Source organism: Vibrio sp. Of14-4 (assembly GCF_022347625.1).
Taxonomy (GTDB): Bacteria; Pseudomonadota; Gammaproteobacteria; order Enterobacterales; family Vibrionaceae; genus Vibrio; species Vibrio pristinus.
This window is the reverse complement of sequence record NZ_JAKRGI010000016.1, coordinates 50688-69989: the sequence shown is the minus strand read 5'-3', so window position 1 is coordinate 69989 and position 19302 is coordinate 50688. Positions and strand designations below refer to the sequence as shown.

19 protein-coding genes are annotated in these 19302 nt (G+C 41.3%); 7 read left to right on the top strand and 12 right to left on the bottom strand.

Annotation, left to right across the window (positions count from 1 at the left end; genetic code table 11):
* From secD to MHN79_RS15400, 3 genes are all read right to left on the bottom strand, one after another.
* Positions 1-1839, bottom strand: coding sequence for a protein translocase subunit SecD (gene secD, locus MHN79_RS15410; protein ID WP_239173609.1), 1839 nt, complete (start codon positions 1837-1839; stop codon positions 1-3).
* Between the two features lie 187 nt (positions 1840-2026).
* Positions 2027-2500, bottom strand: coding sequence for a hypothetical protein (locus MHN79_RS15405; protein WP_239173608.1), 474 nt, complete (start codon positions 2498-2500; stop codon positions 2027-2029).
* Between the two features lie 146 nt (positions 2501-2646).
* On the bottom strand, positions 2647-3315 hold the full coding sequence (locus tag MHN79_RS15400; RefSeq protein WP_239173607.1) for a hypothetical protein: 669 nt from the start codon (positions 3313-3315) through the stop codon (positions 2647-2649).
* A 113-nt stretch (positions 3316-3428) separates the two neighbouring features.
* Here MHN79_RS15400 and MHN79_RS15395 point away from each other — a divergent pair, with 113 nt between their 5' ends.
* The 3 genes from MHN79_RS15395 (at position 3429) to MHN79_RS15385 (ending at position 6765) form a co-directional block, all read left to right on the top strand.
* A complete protein-coding gene (locus MHN79_RS15395; RefSeq protein ID WP_239173606.1) occupies positions 3429-3920 on the top strand; it encodes a hypothetical protein in 492 nt (163 codons plus the stop codon).
* Positions 3921-4133: 213 nt separating this feature from the next.
* Positions 4134-5339: a hypothetical protein gene (locus tag MHN79_RS15390; protein ID WP_239173605.1), complete on the top strand. Its 1206-nt coding sequence runs from the start codon at positions 4134-4136 to the stop codon at positions 5337-5339.
* Positions 5340-5592: 253 nt separating this feature from the next.
* Complete coding sequence (locus MHN79_RS15385; protein ID WP_239173604.1) at positions 5593-6765, top strand: hypothetical protein; 1173 nt, start codon at positions 5593-5595, stop codon at positions 6763-6765.
* Between the two features lie 75 nt (positions 6766-6840).
* Here MHN79_RS15385 and MHN79_RS15380 read toward each other — a convergent pair whose 3' ends face one another.
* A complete protein-coding gene (locus tag MHN79_RS15380) occupies positions 6841-7170 on the bottom strand; it encodes a 4a-hydroxytetrahydrobiopterin dehydratase (protein WP_114783627.1) in 330 nt (109 codons plus the stop codon).
* Complete coding sequence (gene phhA / locus MHN79_RS15375; protein ID WP_239173603.1) at positions 7163-7954, bottom strand: phenylalanine 4-monooxygenase; 792 nt, start codon at positions 7952-7954, stop codon at positions 7163-7165. The genes MHN79_RS15380 and phhA overlap by 8 nt, the downstream gene beginning before the upstream one ends.
* 228 nt (positions 7955-8182) lie before the next feature.
* Here phhA and MHN79_RS15370 point away from each other — a divergent pair, with 228 nt between their 5' ends.
* Positions 8183-10183: an acetoacetate--CoA ligase gene (locus tag MHN79_RS15370; RefSeq protein WP_239173602.1), complete on the top strand. Its 2001-nt coding sequence runs from the start codon at positions 8183-8185 to the stop codon at positions 10181-10183.
* A gap of 50 nt (positions 10184-10233) precedes the next feature.
* Here the strand turns inward: MHN79_RS15370 and MHN79_RS15365 are convergent, their stop codons facing one another.
* Complete coding sequence (locus MHN79_RS15365; RefSeq protein ID WP_239173638.1) at positions 10234-10812, bottom strand: methyltransferase domain-containing protein; 579 nt, start codon at positions 10810-10812, stop codon at positions 10234-10236.
* 151 nt (positions 10813-10963) lie between these two features.
* On the opposite strand from MHN79_RS15365, the gene MHN79_RS15360 reads away from it, so the two are divergent.
* Positions 10964-11842: a LysR family transcriptional regulator gene (locus MHN79_RS15360; protein ID WP_239173601.1), complete on the top strand. Its 879-nt coding sequence runs from the start codon at positions 10964-10966 to the stop codon at positions 11840-11842.
* A 244-nt stretch (positions 11843-12086) separates the two neighbouring features.
* Positions 12087-12980, top strand: coding sequence for a cation diffusion facilitator family transporter (locus MHN79_RS15355; RefSeq protein ID WP_239173600.1), 894 nt, complete (start codon positions 12087-12089; stop codon positions 12978-12980).
* Positions 12981-13259: 279 nt separating this feature from the next.
* Here MHN79_RS15355 and MHN79_RS15350 read toward each other — a convergent pair whose 3' ends face one another.
* The 3 genes from MHN79_RS15350 to MHN79_RS15340 all read right to left on the bottom strand — a co-directional run bounded on the left by MHN79_RS15350 (position 13260) and on the right by MHN79_RS15340 (position 14988).
* Positions 13260-13448 carry a DUF1289 domain-containing protein gene (locus tag MHN79_RS15350; RefSeq protein ID WP_239173599.1) on the bottom strand — a complete coding sequence of 63 codons (189 nt, stop codon included), beginning with the start codon at positions 13446-13448 and terminating at the stop codon, positions 13260-13262.
* 93 nt (positions 13449-13541) lie between these two features.
* Positions 13542-14396: a mechanosensitive ion channel family protein gene (locus MHN79_RS15345; RefSeq protein WP_239173598.1), complete on the bottom strand. Its 855-nt coding sequence runs from the start codon at positions 14394-14396 to the stop codon at positions 13542-13544.
* A 124-nt stretch (positions 14397-14520) separates the two neighbouring features.
* Positions 14521-14988 carry a DM13 domain-containing protein gene (locus MHN79_RS15340; RefSeq protein WP_239173597.1) on the bottom strand — a complete coding sequence of 156 codons (468 nt, stop codon included), beginning with the start codon at positions 14986-14988 and terminating at the stop codon, positions 14521-14523.
* A gap of 534 nt (positions 14989-15522) precedes the next feature.
* Here MHN79_RS15340 and MHN79_RS15335 point away from each other — a divergent pair.
* Positions 15523-15972 carry an exoribonuclease R gene (locus tag MHN79_RS15335; protein ID WP_239173596.1) on the top strand — a complete coding sequence of 150 codons (450 nt, stop codon included), beginning with the start codon at positions 15523-15525 and terminating at the stop codon, positions 15970-15972.
* 69 nt (positions 15973-16041) lie between these two features.
* Here the strand turns inward: MHN79_RS15335 and MHN79_RS15330 are convergent, their stop codons facing one another.
* From MHN79_RS15330 to MHN79_RS15320, 3 genes are all read right to left on the bottom strand, one after another.
* Entirely contained in the window at positions 16042-16764 is a 723-nt protein-coding gene (locus MHN79_RS15330; RefSeq protein WP_239173637.1) for a carbonic anhydrase family protein, read from the bottom strand.
* Positions 16765-17026: 262 nt separating this feature from the next.
* Positions 17027-18058 (bottom strand): L-threonine 3-dehydrogenase, encoded by a 1032-nt coding sequence (gene tdh, locus MHN79_RS15325; RefSeq protein WP_239173595.1) that lies wholly within the window; start codon positions 18056-18058, stop codon positions 17027-17029.
* The gene (locus MHN79_RS15320) at positions 18058-19254 is read right to left on the bottom strand and encodes a glycine C-acetyltransferase (protein ID WP_160928244.1); all 1197 of its coding nucleotides are present in this window, start codon (positions 19252-19254) and stop codon (positions 18058-18060) included. The genes tdh and MHN79_RS15320 overlap by 1 nt, the downstream gene beginning before the upstream one ends.
* Positions 19255-19302 lie beyond the last annotated feature (48 nt).

Below are 19302 nucleotides of genomic sequence, written 5' to 3'. Positions count from 1 at the left end.
TTACACCTTTACATTGCGGCGGCCATCACGACCCCAAACCAAATTAATGATCGCTCGTGAAGCGAAAATACCAGTAAACATACTGGTCAACAGACCCAAGCCTAACGTCAATGCGAAACCTTGAATTGGACCGTTGCCAATTGAATAAAGAACGACAGCTGTGATCATAGTGGTAATGTTGGCATCGAGTATTGTACTTAGTGCACTATCAAAACCTTGATCAATGGACTGAGCAAAAGTGCGGCCTTCTGCCATTTTGTCTTTTATTCTCTCAAATATCAGTACATTAGTATCTACGGCCATACCTACTGTCAAAACCAGCCCAGCAATTCCGGGCAAAGTGAGGACTGCACCGGGAAGTAGAGCAATAAGCCCTAATAAGCTTACCATGTTGATCAGCAATGCCACATTGGCCACCCAACCTAAGCGGCGGTACCACAGTGCCATGAAAGTCAAAGTCATTGCCATTCCAAGAGCCAAGGCAGCAAAGCCATTTTCAATGTTTTCAGCTCCAAGAGAGGCCCCTATCGTGCGCTCTTCTACGATAGTCACAGGAGCAGTTAATGAACCTGCTCTTAGCAATAAAGCTAAATTTTGCGCGTCATCTAATGACCCTGCACCTGTGATCCGAAACTGACTACCTAATTGAGACTGAATGGTTGCAACACTAATGACCTTCTCAGTCCTTTCTGTCTCGCCATTAGCATTAGTTGTGTACTCACGATATACCGTTGCCATTGGCTTACCGATGTGCTTTCCAGAGAAGTCACTCATTATCTTGCCACCAGCATGATCTAGAGAGATATTCACTTCAGAAAAGCCCATCTTATCCATTCCAGCTCGAGCATTCACAATATGCTCACCAGTTAGAACGGGACGCTTCGACAAAGTAACATCACGCCCACTATTGTCTTTTAAAACAATATCTCCATAAGACGATGGTTCTGAGCCTGATTTAGCTTCATGAAATGCAAGAGTGGCGGTCGCGCCAATAACATTCTTAGCTTGTGACGGATCTTGAACACCAGGAAGTTCAATACGGATACTATGCTCACCTTGACGCTGGACCATAGCTTCTGTAATACCCAGCTCTTCAATTCGATCACGCATAATTTTTAAGTTCTGCTTTATGGTCACCGATTGAAATTCCGACTTATTCTGGACTGTTGGCTTCACAGCTAAGTGACCAGAGTGACGTTTAACATCCCAACCCGGATAGTTTTGGCGGATATAATTTGCCGACTTTGTCAAGGCGTCGCCAGAGTTACTCTTAAGGTCAAACCCATCGACACCGACCTGAGAGAGTTTCACTCCTCGCAAATGCTCTTGACGTAGCATATCTCTGATTTCATCGATAATGGTGTTGCGCTGCTCTTCAAATGCTTTATCTACATCAACATTAAGTAGAAATTGAACGCCGCCTCGTAAATCTAAGCCAAGCTTTATTGGGTTGAACCCAAGTTCACTCAACCATTTGGGCGCTACAGACACGTAAGAAAAAGAAATAGAGTCTTGCTTATCAAGCAGAGTATTTAGCATTTCTCTCGCATTCGTTTGGTCTGTCTCATTATTGAATACGACTGTCGTTCCGCCCTGCTCTTGACGAACTTCTTTAACGTGAATATTGTTTTGCTCAAAAATTCGATTCAGTTCTAGTGGATTATCTACAACCTTGTTTTCATGTGACGTTGTCACTTGAATAGAGGGTTGCTCCCCATACCAAGTGGGTATTGCACTCAATGTCAGGATGACGACTGTCACAATTAATACCGCATACTTCCATCCGGAATAGCGATTTATCACTCTAGATTGTTTTTTGTTCGGGTGACTATTCTTCATATTGATATCTTAGTTATTTTTTACCGAGCCAAAGTCATGCTTAAGCTATATAAGTTTGTATAGTCCGAGTGAACAATGCATTTGATAGAAACAGAAATATCATTAATGACAATGCATTGTGCTTTTATATGCTTCAAAAATAGAAGCGCGAGAAATCAGGAATAACTTCCTAGTTTAAATGGAATGATTATGAGAAGTGGCCATTAAGAGCTACATACAATGCGTTAGACTCTTTCCAACCAGAAATTCGGTATTGAGAATGAAACCCTGACCAATGGTTTATTGGACTGCTAGAAAAAAGTGTATCTGTAGTGATACTTGGGGATGATTTATCAAAACTGTCCCCATCAAAAGGAAAGTCTTGTTTAGTATCGTTACCATCTCGAGTCAATGAGCTTAGGCGTACAAACTGACCGGTGGCTAGCAGGTCTGCGTCAACCCCAGACTTCGAGACAGGTGTATTAGGCCCATCGATTTCTGATGACTTTGTGAATATCGGGCTACTTCCTACCGAATCAACAGTAGGATCGTAGCTGGTGTTATGAGTAAGCGGTTGGCTCGCTGCACTCGTGCACTTTGTTAGATACGACAATGCTTGCGATGGTAATGCCAAGGCAACCAATACAATCCAACAAAACGATGCAAAAAAGCGCTTAATCATTCACAAAACCAATAAAATGGAACTCTGACATCCTAATGTCTAGTGACATTATGGACAAATAAAAAAATCTAAAATGATGGACGTTAGCCTCTCAATTCCAATTGAAACATCAATTTAGGTAAAGAAAAATCAGTAAAACACCTGATCTATCGATAAAAGATTTCTCCGGTCCGAACATCTAGGTAAATCTTGTTAGCCTGTTTAATGCCTCCGCAATAGATAAAATACACATCTCGATATTTAAAAGTCAGTGAGCGTATCCATCCATTAGTTTCTTCAAAGTCTTCTGGGGTGCATGTCTTTTCTTTTAGCAATTCATCGGAAATTTTCACAAACATTTCAAAATGCTGTTTGAAATCATCTGACTTTTCGATATAACTGCTTACGGTATTTACTCTCTCCTCCTTTGTGATTGTCGGGGCAACTTCAACTAAGGCTTCCATAGGAACCCACTCGGCAATTTCTTCACCACCTTCTTCATAAACATAGTAACGAGAGATGCGACCCCAGCCATTCTTTTTCTCTAAAATATGCAGTTTTTCTCCTCGATAAACCAAGCTTTCGACAAAAGCGTCATACATAGGTGCCTCTCTCACACCCAATTTATCCGGGCTCACATAGTAATCTGTTACTTCGGGCTCAGGATGTCTATGCTCTTTTTGTTTACCAATAATAGGTTTGGGAGGCTTCTTATTCCTTTCTCTTTCCGCTGCTGCTTCGGCATCTTGCTGCGGCTTAAAGTAAAAGATGTAATACCCTCCCCCCGCGCAAGCTAGACCAAGTAGCAGTACAACAAACATTAATATCTTTTTCATATAGGTTTGGCGTCTTTTCTATACTTAAATCATATTTCACCAATACTATAGCTAATATGATATTTAACAGGCTATATATCACTATAGCGGCAACTTTAGTGTTCACTTTACCAATGAAAAGCACAGCGAGTCACTGTGTTGAAACGACATGGAACAAAGCACTCATTTTGCAACAAGAGATCGAGGTCTGGTACAACGAAAAAGCTAGAAACTTCAATGATTTTTTAAATTCACATCGACAAACCACCCTCTTACACAAAAAATATACTCAAAATGAACTTGTCGCTTTGGCTCAATCAAGTAGTGATTCTGAGCAAAAGCAGATTCGTCAGCAGCTCAAGACCTCTGAGCAAACTGTCGCTATGCTCCAAGGCGAGGCCAAGCGAATAAGCGAACAATCCGATCAGGTTAAGGTCGCCTACGCGAATTGGGCCAGTATATACGATCACTGTAACCAAGCAGGCTTGGCAATCAACAGTTCCTCAAGTCAACGCTATATGCAGCTCAATCAAGAAATACTCTCAGATACAAAAATTTTGCTTAGTAAATATAAATTTCTTATTGGCCTTTATAATCAGGAAGTTAAAGCGTTAAAAATGCATTAAGTGACTACTAATTAAATTTTGTCATTAATAACAGATGGTTAGGTAAAAACACCGACCAGAAGAAACAGAAAATTACTGAAAAAAGACACTTATATTTCTCAACACTCAAACAATCACAACAACTCAGATTATATCCACCCAATAGTTAGTTCGAACATTTTATAATCACTCGCAATTGTCGATAAAAACCTTTCTATAAATTTGGACTTTGGAATGATAACCAACAATATTACTAATGCGCTTCTTGGCAGCATTGAACATATTAACCCACAAGTAGCGCCAGAAAACGCTGAAGCTTATCTTGCAACAATTGAGAAAGCTCAAAGAGACCTTGAAAAAATAGAACCCGCCATCGCTTTGCTCGACAACCAACCAGCAGATTCCGAAATTCTCGCCATGGTTGCCGCCCACCAAAAACAAGTGGTCCAATCTATGGTGAGTAGCAATCCTGAAGATGCGATTGCGTTGACTCTTGCTGCAAGTATTGAAGCTTATGGTAAACAGTTGGAGGACATACAAGCATGGACTGAGGGGGGAGCCGCCGTGATTGGGCCAGCGTTGGACATTATGTTTGATAGTATAATGTCCAATCAACCATTAACAGACTGCTTACTTCAAGATCTCTTTCAAGTTGCTCTGATAGATATGATGACTAACCCAGATGAATACCCGGGTATGGACAGTTTGTTGTCTGATCCAGCTTTTTTAGAAGCGTGTGGTGATATATTTGAATTCACGGGTAGTGGCGCCCATAAACATCCAGGAAAATATGGCGGTGATACAACTCAAGTCGGAGACTCCTATCGTGTCATCTGGCAAAAAATCAGTGACAATGTCACTATCCCACCAAACAGTTTAGCCGCTAATGTTTTTAGTATTATTGATGACAACGGTGGAATTGATCGCTTAGTAGACTCTATGGAGTTGGATGAATACTATACAGATCCGGATGGTTTTGTAAACTGGCCCCAAAACCAAAATGGCAATTACCCTACACTCACTGACACCGCTACGCATTTATCTCCTTTTCTTACTTTAACAGTCTTAGCCAATCTGGCGATCAATAGTGAACTAGACCCTGAGAGCTGGGAAGCCGTCCTTTCAGGCGATATGAGTAAAATTGATAATGTTATCAGCGAAACCACAAGTGGTGCTTATGACGACGTATTTGAGTATCTTGTGGCAACAGATGATAGCTTCAATGATAACCCTGATCTTGGCTGGGATATACAAGGTAATGGAGTGCCCTCAGACTACTTTTTTAATCTGTTTCTAAACTTCCCAGATAGACAACTCACCGACGAAGAGTTAGAAGAAGTGAACCGAATCGGCGATCAGGTAAAAATGCTGCAACAGACTCTTAAATACTGGTTACAGATATGTCGTGATGAGCAAATGGCTATCGCTCGTAACATCTAATTATTAAATCTTTGATAGAGAGTCAGGATTTTCTTTTCTGACTCTCTATCTAGCTTAACAGATCGTCAAAAGCATTGAATTTTTCGACAACCATCAAATCACAGCACTTATAGCTCTCATGCTGAGATTCTCCAACCCAAGTCATTCATAGATTCACAAAAACTCAGGTTAAATCCGTCTAACTACTTAGAATACAACTTTATAATTGCTCTAAGTCGTCCTACTTTACCTCACTACTTCAGGAATTTTTGGAATGATAACCAACAAAATTACTAATACGCTTCTTGGCAGCATTGAGCATACAACCCCAAAGGTCGCACCAGAAAACGTTGAAGCCTATCTTGCAACCATTGAGAAAGCCCAAAGAGACCTTGAGAAAATAGACCCCGCCATCGCGTTACTCGACAAACAACCCGTAGATTCCGAAGTTCTGGCCATGGTGGCAGCCCACCAAAAACAAGTTGTCCAGTCTATGGTGAGTAGTAATCCCGAGGATGCGATTGCTCTCGCATTAGCCTCTAGTATTGAGGCTTACAGCCAACAGTTAGAAATAATCTACGGTTGGACAAATGGCGGTGTAGAAATGTTTGAGTCGGCTTTGTGGCTAATGTTAGAAGGCATTGAAGCAGATGGTGTCCAACCAGAAGAGCTGGAAGATCTTTTTCAGATCGCACTACTAGAAATAATGATTCATCCAGAAAAGTACGGGTTGGAAAACTGGTACGCAGCGAACAAAGAAGACATCAGCCATATTCTTGAAAGCACTGGAAGCGGCAGCCACGGTTTGCATGAATCAGATTATGATACGCCAGAAGAACTTGCTGAGGTCACCAAAAGCCTATATGAAGGCATTATGAATAACGCAACTATCCCTGAAGGCTCTTTACTGTATGAGGTGATGTCAGCATTAGAAGATGCAGGTGGTTCGGATGCCTTATATTCACAAATCAACGACCACTATTATGATGACTATGGTTGGTGGACAGAGGGTACAGCTGACGATCTAAGCCCTATGCTACGCTTATTTCTTCTTAGTGAAGTGTTATCCAACAACCCTAAAATGTCGCAAGAGGATGTTGAGCTGATATTAACGGGATCCTTAACTGAAATTGATAATCTAATTAAAAAGACGTTCGGCTCTGGCACCGCACTTGAGTTCTTGTGCGATAACACCACTTGGCAAATCCAAACAGGGTATAATTACCCAGATGGCAAAACTACCCAGATTGATTGGAAAGGCGATGGTATAGACAATAATGATTTGGTCGACCTGTATACCAACTTCAAACCAAGAGACCTAACCGACGAAGATATTGAGGAAATTAACCGAATCGGTGACCAAGTAAAAATGTTGCAACAAACGCTAAAATACTGGCTTCAAATATGCCGTGATGAACAAATGTCCATTGCCCGAAATATTAGTTAAGAAAAACTAATTGGATAAATCGGAATAAAAAAGGCCTGAAGTACTGGGGGAAGTGTCGCTTCAGGCCGTTAAAAATTAACTTAGGCTGTCACATTTAGCAGCACAAATAAAATCGTTACGATGCAGTCCTTTTATGGCATGACTCCACCATGTTACTGTCACTTTACCCCACTCTAAAAGTATCGCTGGGTGGTGGAATTCATCTTCAGCAAGCTGAGCAATATTGTTTGAAAAATCCCATGCAAGTTGAAAGTTCTTGAATTTATATACTTTTTCTAACTGAGGAATATCATCACGAATGATAATTTGCCAGTTATCCAGCTCCGTCAGCAGAAGTCTTTGTTCTTCTTGTGTTAATGCGATCGACTCGGGGCTGCACGCTTCACAGCGCAATTCATTAAGCATGTTGTTTTTCCTTTGGTTCAAATAGTGGGGACAGTAATCCAGCCTTCATAGCCCTATGGACGTGAGACATTAAGTCCTCTTGGCTGAGTTGGTAAAGCTGTTCGATGTTGTTCAGATAGAAGTATGCTGGCTGCATAATATCAATACGATAAGGTGTACGTAGCACGGTATGAATATCAAATATTTCTCTTACCGGTCTCTGGTCATTCAGCGCATATACTGTTTCTCCAGGCGAGGATAGAATACCTCCACCATAGATTTTAAAATCTTCACCTTCCTTAACCAAGCCAAATTCAACAGTAAACCAGTAGAGCCTAGCTAGATAAACTCGCTCTTTGCTGTCAGCATCACGCCCCAATTGACCATAGGTCTGAGTAAAACGAGCGAACTCAGGATTAGTCAACATCGCACAATGGCCAAATATTTCATGAAAGAAGTCAGGCTCCTGTAGATAGTCAAACTCTTCTCTTGAGCGTAAGAAAGTCGCGACGGGGAACTTTTTGTCTGCAAGCAAAGAAAAAAAGCGGTCAAAGTTAATTAGAGCTGGGACAGGTTCGACTGCCCATCCTGTCTCTCTTTGTAAAACACGATTAATTTCCGGCAATTGAGGAACTCTATCGACAGGTAAGTCCAACAACTCCAAGCCACGTAAATATTCTTTACAGGCGCTATCAGTTACCAGCGATAGTTGGCGTGAAACTAAGTCATGCCAAATCTGGTCTTCTTCTCGGCTCCAATCCACAAGCCCTTGATTATTAATAGGTTTAGAAACGTAATCACTCATGGCAACGCTCTTTAACAAGTCCTTTACATAAAGCCTATCGCCTGACTAAATCGGTGACAATCGGCGCTCATAGATCCTCCATACAGAGTTGTGTAACATTTTCTTTACAAAGATAAACTTTCTTCTTAATTATCAATCATATGATTGTTTGCTGTTTGTTTGACTTTAGACGCTTTTAACACAAGACTTAGCCATGTTTGAAAGGAAACTACTTGAGACGAGGAAGTCATGTCTATTCAAGATATCACCATACCTGCCCCTATCTGGGTACCCACTAGTCAGCGTATAGAGGCATCCAATCTGCATCAGTTTATAAAGCATATCAACATGCAGGGTGAAGCTTTAGAGTCCTATTCTGACTTGCATCAATGGTCAATAGAAAATCCAAAGCAATTTTGGGCAAACCTATGGCAATTCTGCGATGTTATCGGCTTCAAGGGTGACTGCATTTATGGTGAAGGCGTGCCGAAATGGAACCAACTCTTGCCAAGCCGGGATACCATATGGTTTCCACAAGCCAGAATGAATTATGCTGAAAACCTGCTCGCCTACGCTTTTAAGGAGCCGAACGCCGTCGCTATATTATTTAGTAACGAGCTGGGTGAAGAAACCGAAATCACTTGGCAACAACTGTGTGATGAAGTGTCTCTTGTGCAACAGTGGCTAAAACAATCTGGGGTCGGATCTGGTGATGTGGTTGCAGGTTACTTACCTCATATGCCCGAAGCCGTTATCGCTATGCTGGCTACAACCAGTCTTGGTGCTATTTGGACCTCAACTTCTCCAGACTTTGGCGCAGAAAGTGTCAAAGAACGTTTCGGTCAAGTGCAGCCAAAAGTGTTGTTTTGCTGCAATGGCTACAGCTTCAATGGAAAAGTCTTTCATATGGAAGATAAAAATACTCAGATTACTGATCATATAACGAGTATCCAACATGTGTGCTGTATCAATTACCTGAAAAAAACCAATGATAACTATGTCGGAAATGATCGAGTCATTGACTGGGAGTCTCTGGTTTCCAGCTTCATTCCGCAGCCTATCGAGTATCAACGTATCGGGTTTAACGAACCTCTTTTCATTCTCTACTCTTCGGGAACGACAGGAAAACCAAAGTGTATTGTTCACTCAGTTGGAGGAACAACATTAAACCATCTAAAAGAGCATCAACTGCATTGCGATGTGCAGCCACGCGACCGGATATTTTATTACACCACCTGTGGTTGGATGATGTGGAATTGGCACGTCTCGGCATTGGCTAGCGGCGCAACCCTAGTTATTTTTGATGGTAGTCCAATGTACCCATCTGAAAGTGCTCTTTGGGACATAGCTGAAAAATATAATGTTTCCTTGTTCGGAACTTCAGCCAAATATTTGGAAGCACTTGAAAAGGCTCAGTATTCACCTATTCAACAGCATAACTTGAGTCACCTTAAAACCTTATGCTCTACAGGATCAGTCTTGTATCCGAGTCAATTTGATTATGTATACAAGCAAATAAAAACAGATCTACATTTAGCTTCTATTTCTGGTGGTACCGATATATGTGGCTGCTTTGTATTAGGAAATCCCATTGCACCAGTATATCGCGGCGAATGTCAGGCACCAGCTCTTGCTTTGAATGTACAAGTATTTAATGAACAAGGCCAAACTGTTGTCAAACAGCGCGGTGAACTGGTTTGCCTAAACAGTTTTCCCAATCAACCTATCGGTTTTTGGAAAGATAATGGCGAGCGTTACCATAACGCCTATTGGGACAAATATCCAAACGCCTGGCATCATGGTGACGATGTCGAGAAAACAACCTGCGGTGGAATGATATTTTACGGTAGGAGTGACGCTACTCTCAACCCCGGAGGAGTGAGAATAGGAACGGCTGAAATCTATCAGCAAGTCAACCAACTTACCAAGGTAAAAGATTCTATTGCTGTGGGTCGAGTCGTAGATGGTGATGAAAAGGTGGTCTTATTCGTTCAATTAATTGGTAATGTTGAACTTGATGAAGATCTTATTGCAAACATCAAATTACAGCTTAAGACCAAATGCTCGCCTAGACATGTTCCCGCTGAGATATATGCCATCAGCGACATCCCCAAAACTAAGTCAGGAAAGCTTGTCGAGCTGGCCGTAAAACAAGTACTGCATGGCAAAGAAGTCAAAAATAAAGGAGCAATAGCGAATCCTGAGGTGCTTGAAGAAATTGCGCAATACTCTATCCAAACGACGATATAGCTCTGAAGCCCGAGTGAAACAACTCGGGCCCTAAATCTTTTCAATAGGATTTATTTTTTGGCAACCGCCATTAACACTGTTGATTTGCCTCTCGGCGTCTCAATACTGAATGGTGTCGTTACTTCAACTTCATCAAAACCGACGCTACTCAGAACTTGCAAGACATGTGTCGGGGTCATTGCACCGGCTTCATTGTGCTCAGCAAACCAATCCCAGTGGACGAAATACTTCCCTTTGTCCAGTAAGCTAAAGACAATATCAGCCACGTCTGAATAATTTGGTAAAAAGCTGCATACTGATGACGCGACGACCAAATCAAATTGATGGCGAAACGCAGGGTGCATAGCTACTAATCCGCGAGTTAAAATATCGACAACCGGTTCTACGTTATGGAGCTGCTTGCCATCAAGTTGTTCAATCATTGCTTCTGAACTGTCTAGTGCCACAATATCCTTCACAAGTGGAGACAACTTTTGACTTAGCAAACCAGTACCACAACCAAAATCCAGAACTCTTAAATCTTGAATATCAACAATTTTTTGAAGAGATTCAAAGGCTTTATCCGCATACAATAATGCAGAAGGTTCATTATCCCAGTCTGCTGCGTATTCGTCCCAGCTCTTAGCCATCATGATCTCCCTATAACTTCATTCAATTTGGCGCTGAACAAGATTACCAAAACTACATTAAATTCATAGCTTTTCGCTTCATAAAATACGTAAGATTTGTGTATCCTAGTAACATAGATATGAATACTCACCAGAGAAGTGACGGATCAAGATGAACCAATCTCAAATTGAAGCTTTTTGCATGGTCGCGGATACGGGTTCAGTTTCAGGAGCCGCCAGACAGCTAAACTGCAATCGTACCAAGCTTAGTATGTCGATAAAAGCACTAGAGAAAGAGCTCCAAATTGAGTTATTTAACCGTACTGGTAATCATCTCACTTTATCTGAAGCTGGCAAGGCAATTTATAAAGATTGTCAGAGCCTATTGGTTACGCTGTCGCGAATAAGACAAACTTGTGCTCAGGTCTCAGGAGAGTTTAATGCAGAGGTGTGGATAGCGAGAGATGATTCACTTCCTGACGACATGTGGCAAGAGTTCTCACACAAACTCAATAATATGTTTCCTGCTACCTCCTTTAATATTGTGCTAGCATCGAGCGGAGATCTGACAAATTTAGTCGCCACTCAACAGGTCGACTTTGCATTTGGTGTCGACTACGAGAGAGTTGATGATCCTTTGATTAGCTATCACCCATTAGGCAAGATTCGCCTAATGTCTGTATGTAAAGCTGATCACCAGCTCAGTAAAATGCGTCGCGTATCAGACGAGCAATTACGCCACGCAATGCAAGCCGTCATGGTTTATCTCAATGAGAAAGATAACCCGGAACTTCAGCCTTTTTCCCTGCGACACATAGGGTTTTCAAGCTTTGATAACATATTAAGCACAATTCTGACTGAAGATGCTTGGGGCGTGCTGCCAGAACCACTTATACGTCATTATCTCCGTAAACAAGAGCTAGCGGTTATCAAACATACCTATGGATTGACCCAAGAAGATTATTGTATGTTTACGGCTGCTGGTATGACTGAGCACCCTGGTATGTCATGGCTAGCTGATAGACTGAATGAATACTTATTTGATTTCTAGCCATTCTCCTAGCGCAACAAAATAAGGCTTTACTAGTACAGCATTCACCCACAATTGATGCACAAATCACAAACCAGACACTCATAGTCAAAAAAATTGACACTAGAAATTTGTTTTATATCATTGAATTTTATTACAAAAAAACTAGGCCGGCCGATAACTGGGCGTTATTAACACAAATAACATTTGTAAAATCGAGCTTTAGTGAGAAAAATAATAGAGTGAATATAACCGAGATCACTCTATGTGTGTCAAAACAAGCTTGAACGAAAAACGCATTCTGATTTTTTCAGCGCTTTTAGCGTCAGGCTTTGCCATGGGTGGACTCATTCTTGGGGTGCTTGTTGGGTCTCTTGTGATAGTGTTTGATGGTGTCTATTCTTCTGTCAGTTTGGTGCTAACTTTATTGTCGCTCGCGGTATCAAAATATATTCAAAATCCATCTCGCCAACATTTTCCATTCGGGAAAGCGGTTCTAGAACCCGTTGTGATCGCTATCAAAGGTAGCGTCATTCTCATCATAGTTAGCTACTCATTGTATTCTGCAATCATGGCTCTTTTTACTGGCGGCCGAGAAGTTGACGCATCCATTGCTACCCTGTTCGGAATCGTTAACGTATTAGGGTGTGGGTACGCATGGTGGTATATAGCTCAAAAATCGAAACGCTTCTCTTCTGGCCTAATCACAGCAGAAGCTAAACAATGGCAAATGGACACATTGCTCAGCGTAGCGGTGACATTTGGTTTCATCTTTGCCTGGGCAATGACACTATCACCCTTTGAGGAATATTCTGTTTATGCTGATCCTGTCATGATGATCCTTATGTCATTTTATTTCATCAAAGTACCCGCTGATATGCTAAAAGAAGCCATTCGAGAAATGCTCATGATGTCCCCCAGCACAGATATTATTGAGGTAGTTGATAAAGAGGTTTGCGCTTTAGACAAACAATCTGTGCAACATATAGAACTTGACGCAGTAACAAAAGTAGGACGAGAGCTTAGGATAAGCGTGAACATCCATTCAAACGACAAACAACTTGCTATTTCCGATATCAAAAGAACTCAGCGAATTTTAAAGCATAAGCTGTCTAAACTGTCGCTTGACCTCAGGCTGAACTTGAATATAGCCAGCTAATTCATTGCGAATTGTTTTACATTGACTTTGTTATCTACTCAATACTTTCAAATTGAGAATCAAAATAAACAGATCTTCCAAATCTTAAAGACCCCACAGTCAAAAATCATCGACTGTTTTTTTCATTAACACGCATTAAATGGCATGTAACTAACTGATATTCTTAGTTAGTAAAGAGATTTTTTTCAACAGGCAAATAAGCGATGATTGATGAGCAACCCATTCGAGTGGAGCTTGAAACCACAGATGCTTAGTCATTGTACTCAAGGGTAAAGAGACCTAGTCTTTACCCTTATTTGATCTAATCTTTTTACGTTGCTTACACAGTGCAATCACTTTTAGCTTCTCATGCGAACCGTAGGTATTCCATTCCAGAATTTCACCCAGAGTGCGATAGCAACCAAGGCATATATCTTGTTCATCAAGGCAACACATGCGAACACACGGTGACTCGGGTACATTATTCACATGCTCTTTCCTCTTCTACATCCACTATAACGTTAGTGAGAGAAAACCCAGCTGTCGAATAAATACATTTGAATAGGATACCTAGAGGTAGTATTAACTCGTTACTTCACTTGAAGACTTGAACGTTTCCTCATACAAGGCCATAAAGTCCTTCCTGATGTCTTGCTCAAGATGGGTTGCTTTCTCCGTAGGACAAAAAAGCATGAAATGAACGACTTGTTCACCTGTCGGGGCACTGCTGATATGAATATGAGGTTCAGCCCCAGGTAAATCAACACCGGCATGTTTCTCAATCATGGAATTATAACGAACGGCGACATCACTGAAATAATGACAATGCTCATCAATCTTGTTAACCATAATCGGCAACAAAGGATAAAGATTAACGAACTCAGCGACCACAATAGAAAAGTTATGATAAACATAGCGTTTCATGAAGTTGAGATTTTTGACTGGGTAGGTGAAAAACATGCTATTTGGCAGAGTTGCTGTCTTTCCTGTGTAATGATATTGACCATGGTGCAAGTCAATTTCTTGAATCACAGTTGCCATCATGTTGTGTTCGATAACTTCACCACATAATTTGCCAACCTCAATCCAATCACCAATTCGAAAAGAGCGGGAACTAGCGCGCTGAATAGAGCCCGTGAAACACAAAATTATCTCTTTTGATGCCACCACTATTGCAACAGCGATGGCCGTCACTGACAAGGCAAATTCATTGATCTCCGATTTCCATAATATGAACAAGAGAATGACAGTGACAGTAAAAGTCCCGTTCTTTGTTCTCGACATCCAGCTGCGCTGTTTTTCAGTGATAAACGCCACATCACCACGAATTTTGGATAATACAATTTTTCGAACAATCGTAATAAGCCCAATAATAAGCAGCGTAAAGATAAATTTATGAGTCAGTAGAAAGTCGATAACAAGATACAAATGATTCATCCCCAGCTCCCCCATCCAAGTAAATAACACTAGGGTAAACCCCAAGAAAAACTCACTTTATAGCAAGGGGCCGAGACTGCCAATATTTATTGGCTGACGCAACCCAATCTTGGAACCACATTGACTACTTAAAGCGCGCAGAGGTAATAAATTCGCCGAACGTCTCACACCAGACTATGACTGTATTGTATTGAGACAAATCTAATTCATGAGGCAGATTAAGGGCAAACCTATCAAATGTCTTAACGTCTCCCACTCTTGCCATAGTGTGCTTTTGTTCATTGAAGTCCTTTTCTGTTTCAATGAAATTAGGGGATAAATAAAGCTTATAGTCAGGACCGGGAGCAAGTTCACCAACAAAAGCAATTTGTTGGTCACTTATCGATACTGATCCTTCCCCCCAATGCAGAAAGTCGCTGTCTTTGCGATCACGCTGAAAAGTCGCTGTATAAATCGCGTTATTAGTCACCAATTCGACAGAGTTCATAGAGGGTGAATCTGGCTGGATAAGTATTGGTAAAGCATAAACACCGAGCGCAAAGCCCAAAACACCACAAACCAGATGTGTAAACAGTAAGCCAATTTTTTTCATTCAAAGACCTATGATCAATTTATCTGTAAGAAAACCGAGTGAACCACTAGATAATAGATACCATCTATATATTTGCTCTCAAATTGGTAGTGTTTTCCTACATAAATCACAATGTTAACAAGTCAAACTACTCATATCGATGCCTTTTTACGATTTATAAGTGCATTGATTCAATCATTTATTTCCTACTTACACTAATGAAATATGCATCGAGTTAATATAAAACCATGGACAAAGATCACAAAATTAATTATGAAACAAAACACATTTCTATTTTATGTTTGCAAAATGTTATCAGGCATCTAGCTTTATAACTGTATCAACTAACGTACTCGTGAACCAAGTATTCGCGAACAGCGTCAGAGGCTAACACAACGCAAACACAACAATATAGAGTAGCCCCACTCTCGAGTGGGGCTCTTTATTTGTTCGGGTTCTATTTTTGTACCCATAACAAGGCCTCGTAAGTTAAGCTAGATTTCTCATTGTAATGTTATAAAATAACAATCGAAAATCACTTACCATGGATACCTTGTGGAACACGATTACACCCTATTTTATTTGGAAAATACTTCCAGCGATGAGCTAGAGGAACTCAGTCTGAGAATGATACATCGACTGATCGATGAACAATCAATGACAGAGCTTTTTACATTTGATAGTGAGGAAACAGATTCTGAAGATAAGTTCCAGCAAGCACAATTTGATGCTCTGCTGAGAATGAATGCGATCGCATTGAGTCAGTTACCTGCTCTTTTCAGTGAATCTGAACACTCCGCGCAGAACATTAGGCGTATGCAAAGACTGCTTTTGTGGCATTTTTACGCTGTATCTTTCAAATTGGAACAAGCCATTGCACTTGAAACACATTGCGCGCACGTTGAGACTCTGCTCGATGAAGCCCCGAGTAATACATTAGAATGGGTTGCAAGTTTAACAGACTTGCTTCGGCAATACGCAACAATTGCCAGCAAATCAGAATAGTCAGAAACTAAAAGCAGGTTCTATGATGTTTACTTCACACCATAGAACCTCATTCATTTTTAACGTCTACTAATCACTTGCAAGTACAACCCGAGCATTTTGATTTTGCAGCGGACGATTGTTTTCACCCATGACTTTCTGCATTTGTTGCGCTTGTTCAAAGGTCAATGCCTGTGGCGATCTAGCCACGATCCAACGTACACCTTCTGAACAAGGAGGGGTGGTTAGCGAGCCATTAAAACGATAATATTTGGTCATCTTAGGCAGCATATCCGCTACAGGAAATGACTCTTTCAAAGAAATAGTCTGATTAAGTTTAGGCATCGATTCAGTAAGCTTACTTATCTCTGCATTCTTGCCATTTCCAAGATCATACATCACTGATACAACAGCTAGATGTCCCGCTTTGTCAGCATTGACAAAATGTGCTTCTAGAGGATAAGTGTGACCTTTGATGTGATTCTCAGAAGGAGTATGGAAATGAAACTGAACCAAGTTAAATTCAACACCATCAAGTATAAAGGAGTTGTCACCCGTAACACCTGCTTGCAACGTATGACCATTGTTGGTCAAGCCTGTGACCATGCCCTTGTATTGGATGTTTAGTGACTCTAGCTCAGCCTCCACCGTATCATTAATATCAATAGGGCTTTGGTTTTTTCCCAGAGCACATCCTTTAGCAAACTCTCCCCAGTGGTCTGGACCAGTCTTTCCCTCATATCCCCACTCTGCAGCTTGAGTAATACTACACATTGACATCATAAGACTCATTGCCATTATTGTCTTCTTGATCATATTCTTCCTCTTCCTTTAATCAGACAAGCATTAAAATCGAAGTATCATAAGTCGGAGATAAAATTTACAGGCAGTAAAAGATCGTAAAACAAAGCAATTAAATATCAATATGAGGGATGAAGAGGAAGGAATAAAATGTATGCTTTTATCCGTTGCAAACTCGATAACAAAAGCAAACGGCCAAGCACCAAGGCTCAGCCGCGTATTCAACTTTTGTATTAAATTAAAACTCGGTTAAAAGTTAATACAAAATCAATCATTATTCCCAATCAAGAATAACTTTGCCAGACTGTCCACTGCGCATTGCATCAAAGCCTTTTTGGAAGTCGTCAACTTTGAAGTGGTGCGTAATGATTGGTGTTAGATCTAGGCCTGATTGAATCAATGACGCCATCTTGTACCAAGTCTCGAACATCTCTCTACCATAGATGCCCTTAATGACTAAGCCTTTAAAAATGACTTGGTTCCAGTCAATGCCCATATCTGATGGTGGAATACCTAGAAGCGCGACACGGCCACCATGGTTCATGGTTTTTAACATACTGCTAAATGCAGCCTGAACCCCAGACATTTCAAGTCCAACATCAAAACCTTCCGTCATGCCCAGTTCGGTCATCACATCTTCTAGACTTTCATTGGCAACATTGACGGCACGGGTCACACCCATTTTTCGTGCAAGATCCAAGCGGTACTCGTTAACATCTGTGATAACCACATGACGAGCGCCAACATGTTTAGCAACAGCCGCTGCCATAATACCGATTGGCCCAGCGCCTGTTATCAGCACATCCTCACCAACAAGATCAAACGATAAGGCAGTGTGGACCGCATTGCCAAAGGGGTCAAAAATAGAGGCAAGATCATCGGAAATGCCATCTGGGATCTTAAACGCATTAAATGCAGGAATAACCAAGTACTCAGCAAAGGCACCTTCGCGGTTGACGCCAACACCCACTGTATTGCGGCATAAATGTGTTCGACCACCACGACAGTTACGGCAATGACCACAGGTAATGTGCCCCTCTCCAGAGACACGGTCACCAATTGCAAAGCCCCTAACCTCTTGGCCGATACCGACAACTTCACCCACATATTCGTGTCCTACAACCATAGGAACAGGAATCGTGTTTTGCGACCATTCATCCCAGTTATAGATATGGACATCTGTACCACAAATAGCGGTTTTTTTAATCTTAATAAGGATATCATTGTGACCAAGCTGTGGCTTGTCCACTTCAGTCATCCATATACCTTGTTCAGGTTTCAGCTTCGACAGGGCTTTGATTTTCATTACTTAATAATCTCCATATCTCGACCAACTTCGATGAAAGCATCAATTGCACGGTCTAATTGCTCATGAGAATGCGCGGCTGACATTTGAGTGCGGATTCGGGCTTGGCCCTTTGGTACAACAGGGAAAGAGAAACCAACAACATAAATACCTTTTGCTAATGCTCTTTCAGCAAACTCTGCAGCAACTTTTGCGTCACCAAGCATAATAGGGATGATAGCGTGATCGGCTCCAGCTAAAGTAAAACCAGCTTCAGTCATACGAGTACGGAAGTGCTTGGCATTTTCCCACAGACGATCGCGAAGGTCACCACTTTCTTGCAACAAGTCAAGAACGCGAATTGATGCATTAACAATCGCCGGTGCGACTGAGTTAGAGAAAAGATATGGACGTGAGCGCTGACGCAGCCAATCAATCACTTCTTTCTTACCTGACGTATAGCCACCTGAAGCACCACCCATAGCTTTACCAAGCGTACCTGTGATGATATCAATGCGTTCAACGACATTGTGGTATTCGTGTGTCCCTGCTCCAGTTTTGCCCATAAAACCGACAGCATGAGAGTCATCAACCATAGTCAGTGCGCCATACTTCTCAGCCAAATCACAAATTTCAGGCAAGTTCGCCACTACACCATCCATTGAGAATACACCATCTGTAACAACTAGGATGTTACGTGCCCCTGCTTCTTTCGCAGCTATCAGCTGCTCTTCTAATTCTTGCATGTTGTTGTTCGCGTAACGAAAACGCATGGCTTTACACAAACGAACGCCGTCAATAATAGAAGCGTGGTTCAACGCATCAGAAATGATGGCGTCTTCTTTACCAAGAATCGTTTCAAACAAACCCGCATTCGCATCAAAACAAGAAGTGTAAAGAATCGTATCTTCTTTACCTAAAAACGTTGAAAGCTTCTGCTCTAACTCTTTATGGATATCTTGAGTACCACAAATAAACCGGACAGATGCCATTCCAAAGCCATGCTGGTCCATGCCAGCTTTACCTGCTTCGATTAACTCTGGATGATTGGCTAGACCTAGGTAGTTATTCGCGCAGAAATTTAATACTTCTTCACCAGTTGAGATCTTCACAGCAGCTTGTTGCTGAGAGGTGATAACGCGTTCTGATTTATAAAGACCTTCCGCCTTTACTTCTTCAATCTGTTGTTTTATTTGATCATAAAATGCAGACGCCATGTTCAATTCCTTGTTAATTATAATATTAGCCATTGCGCTATAAGCCGT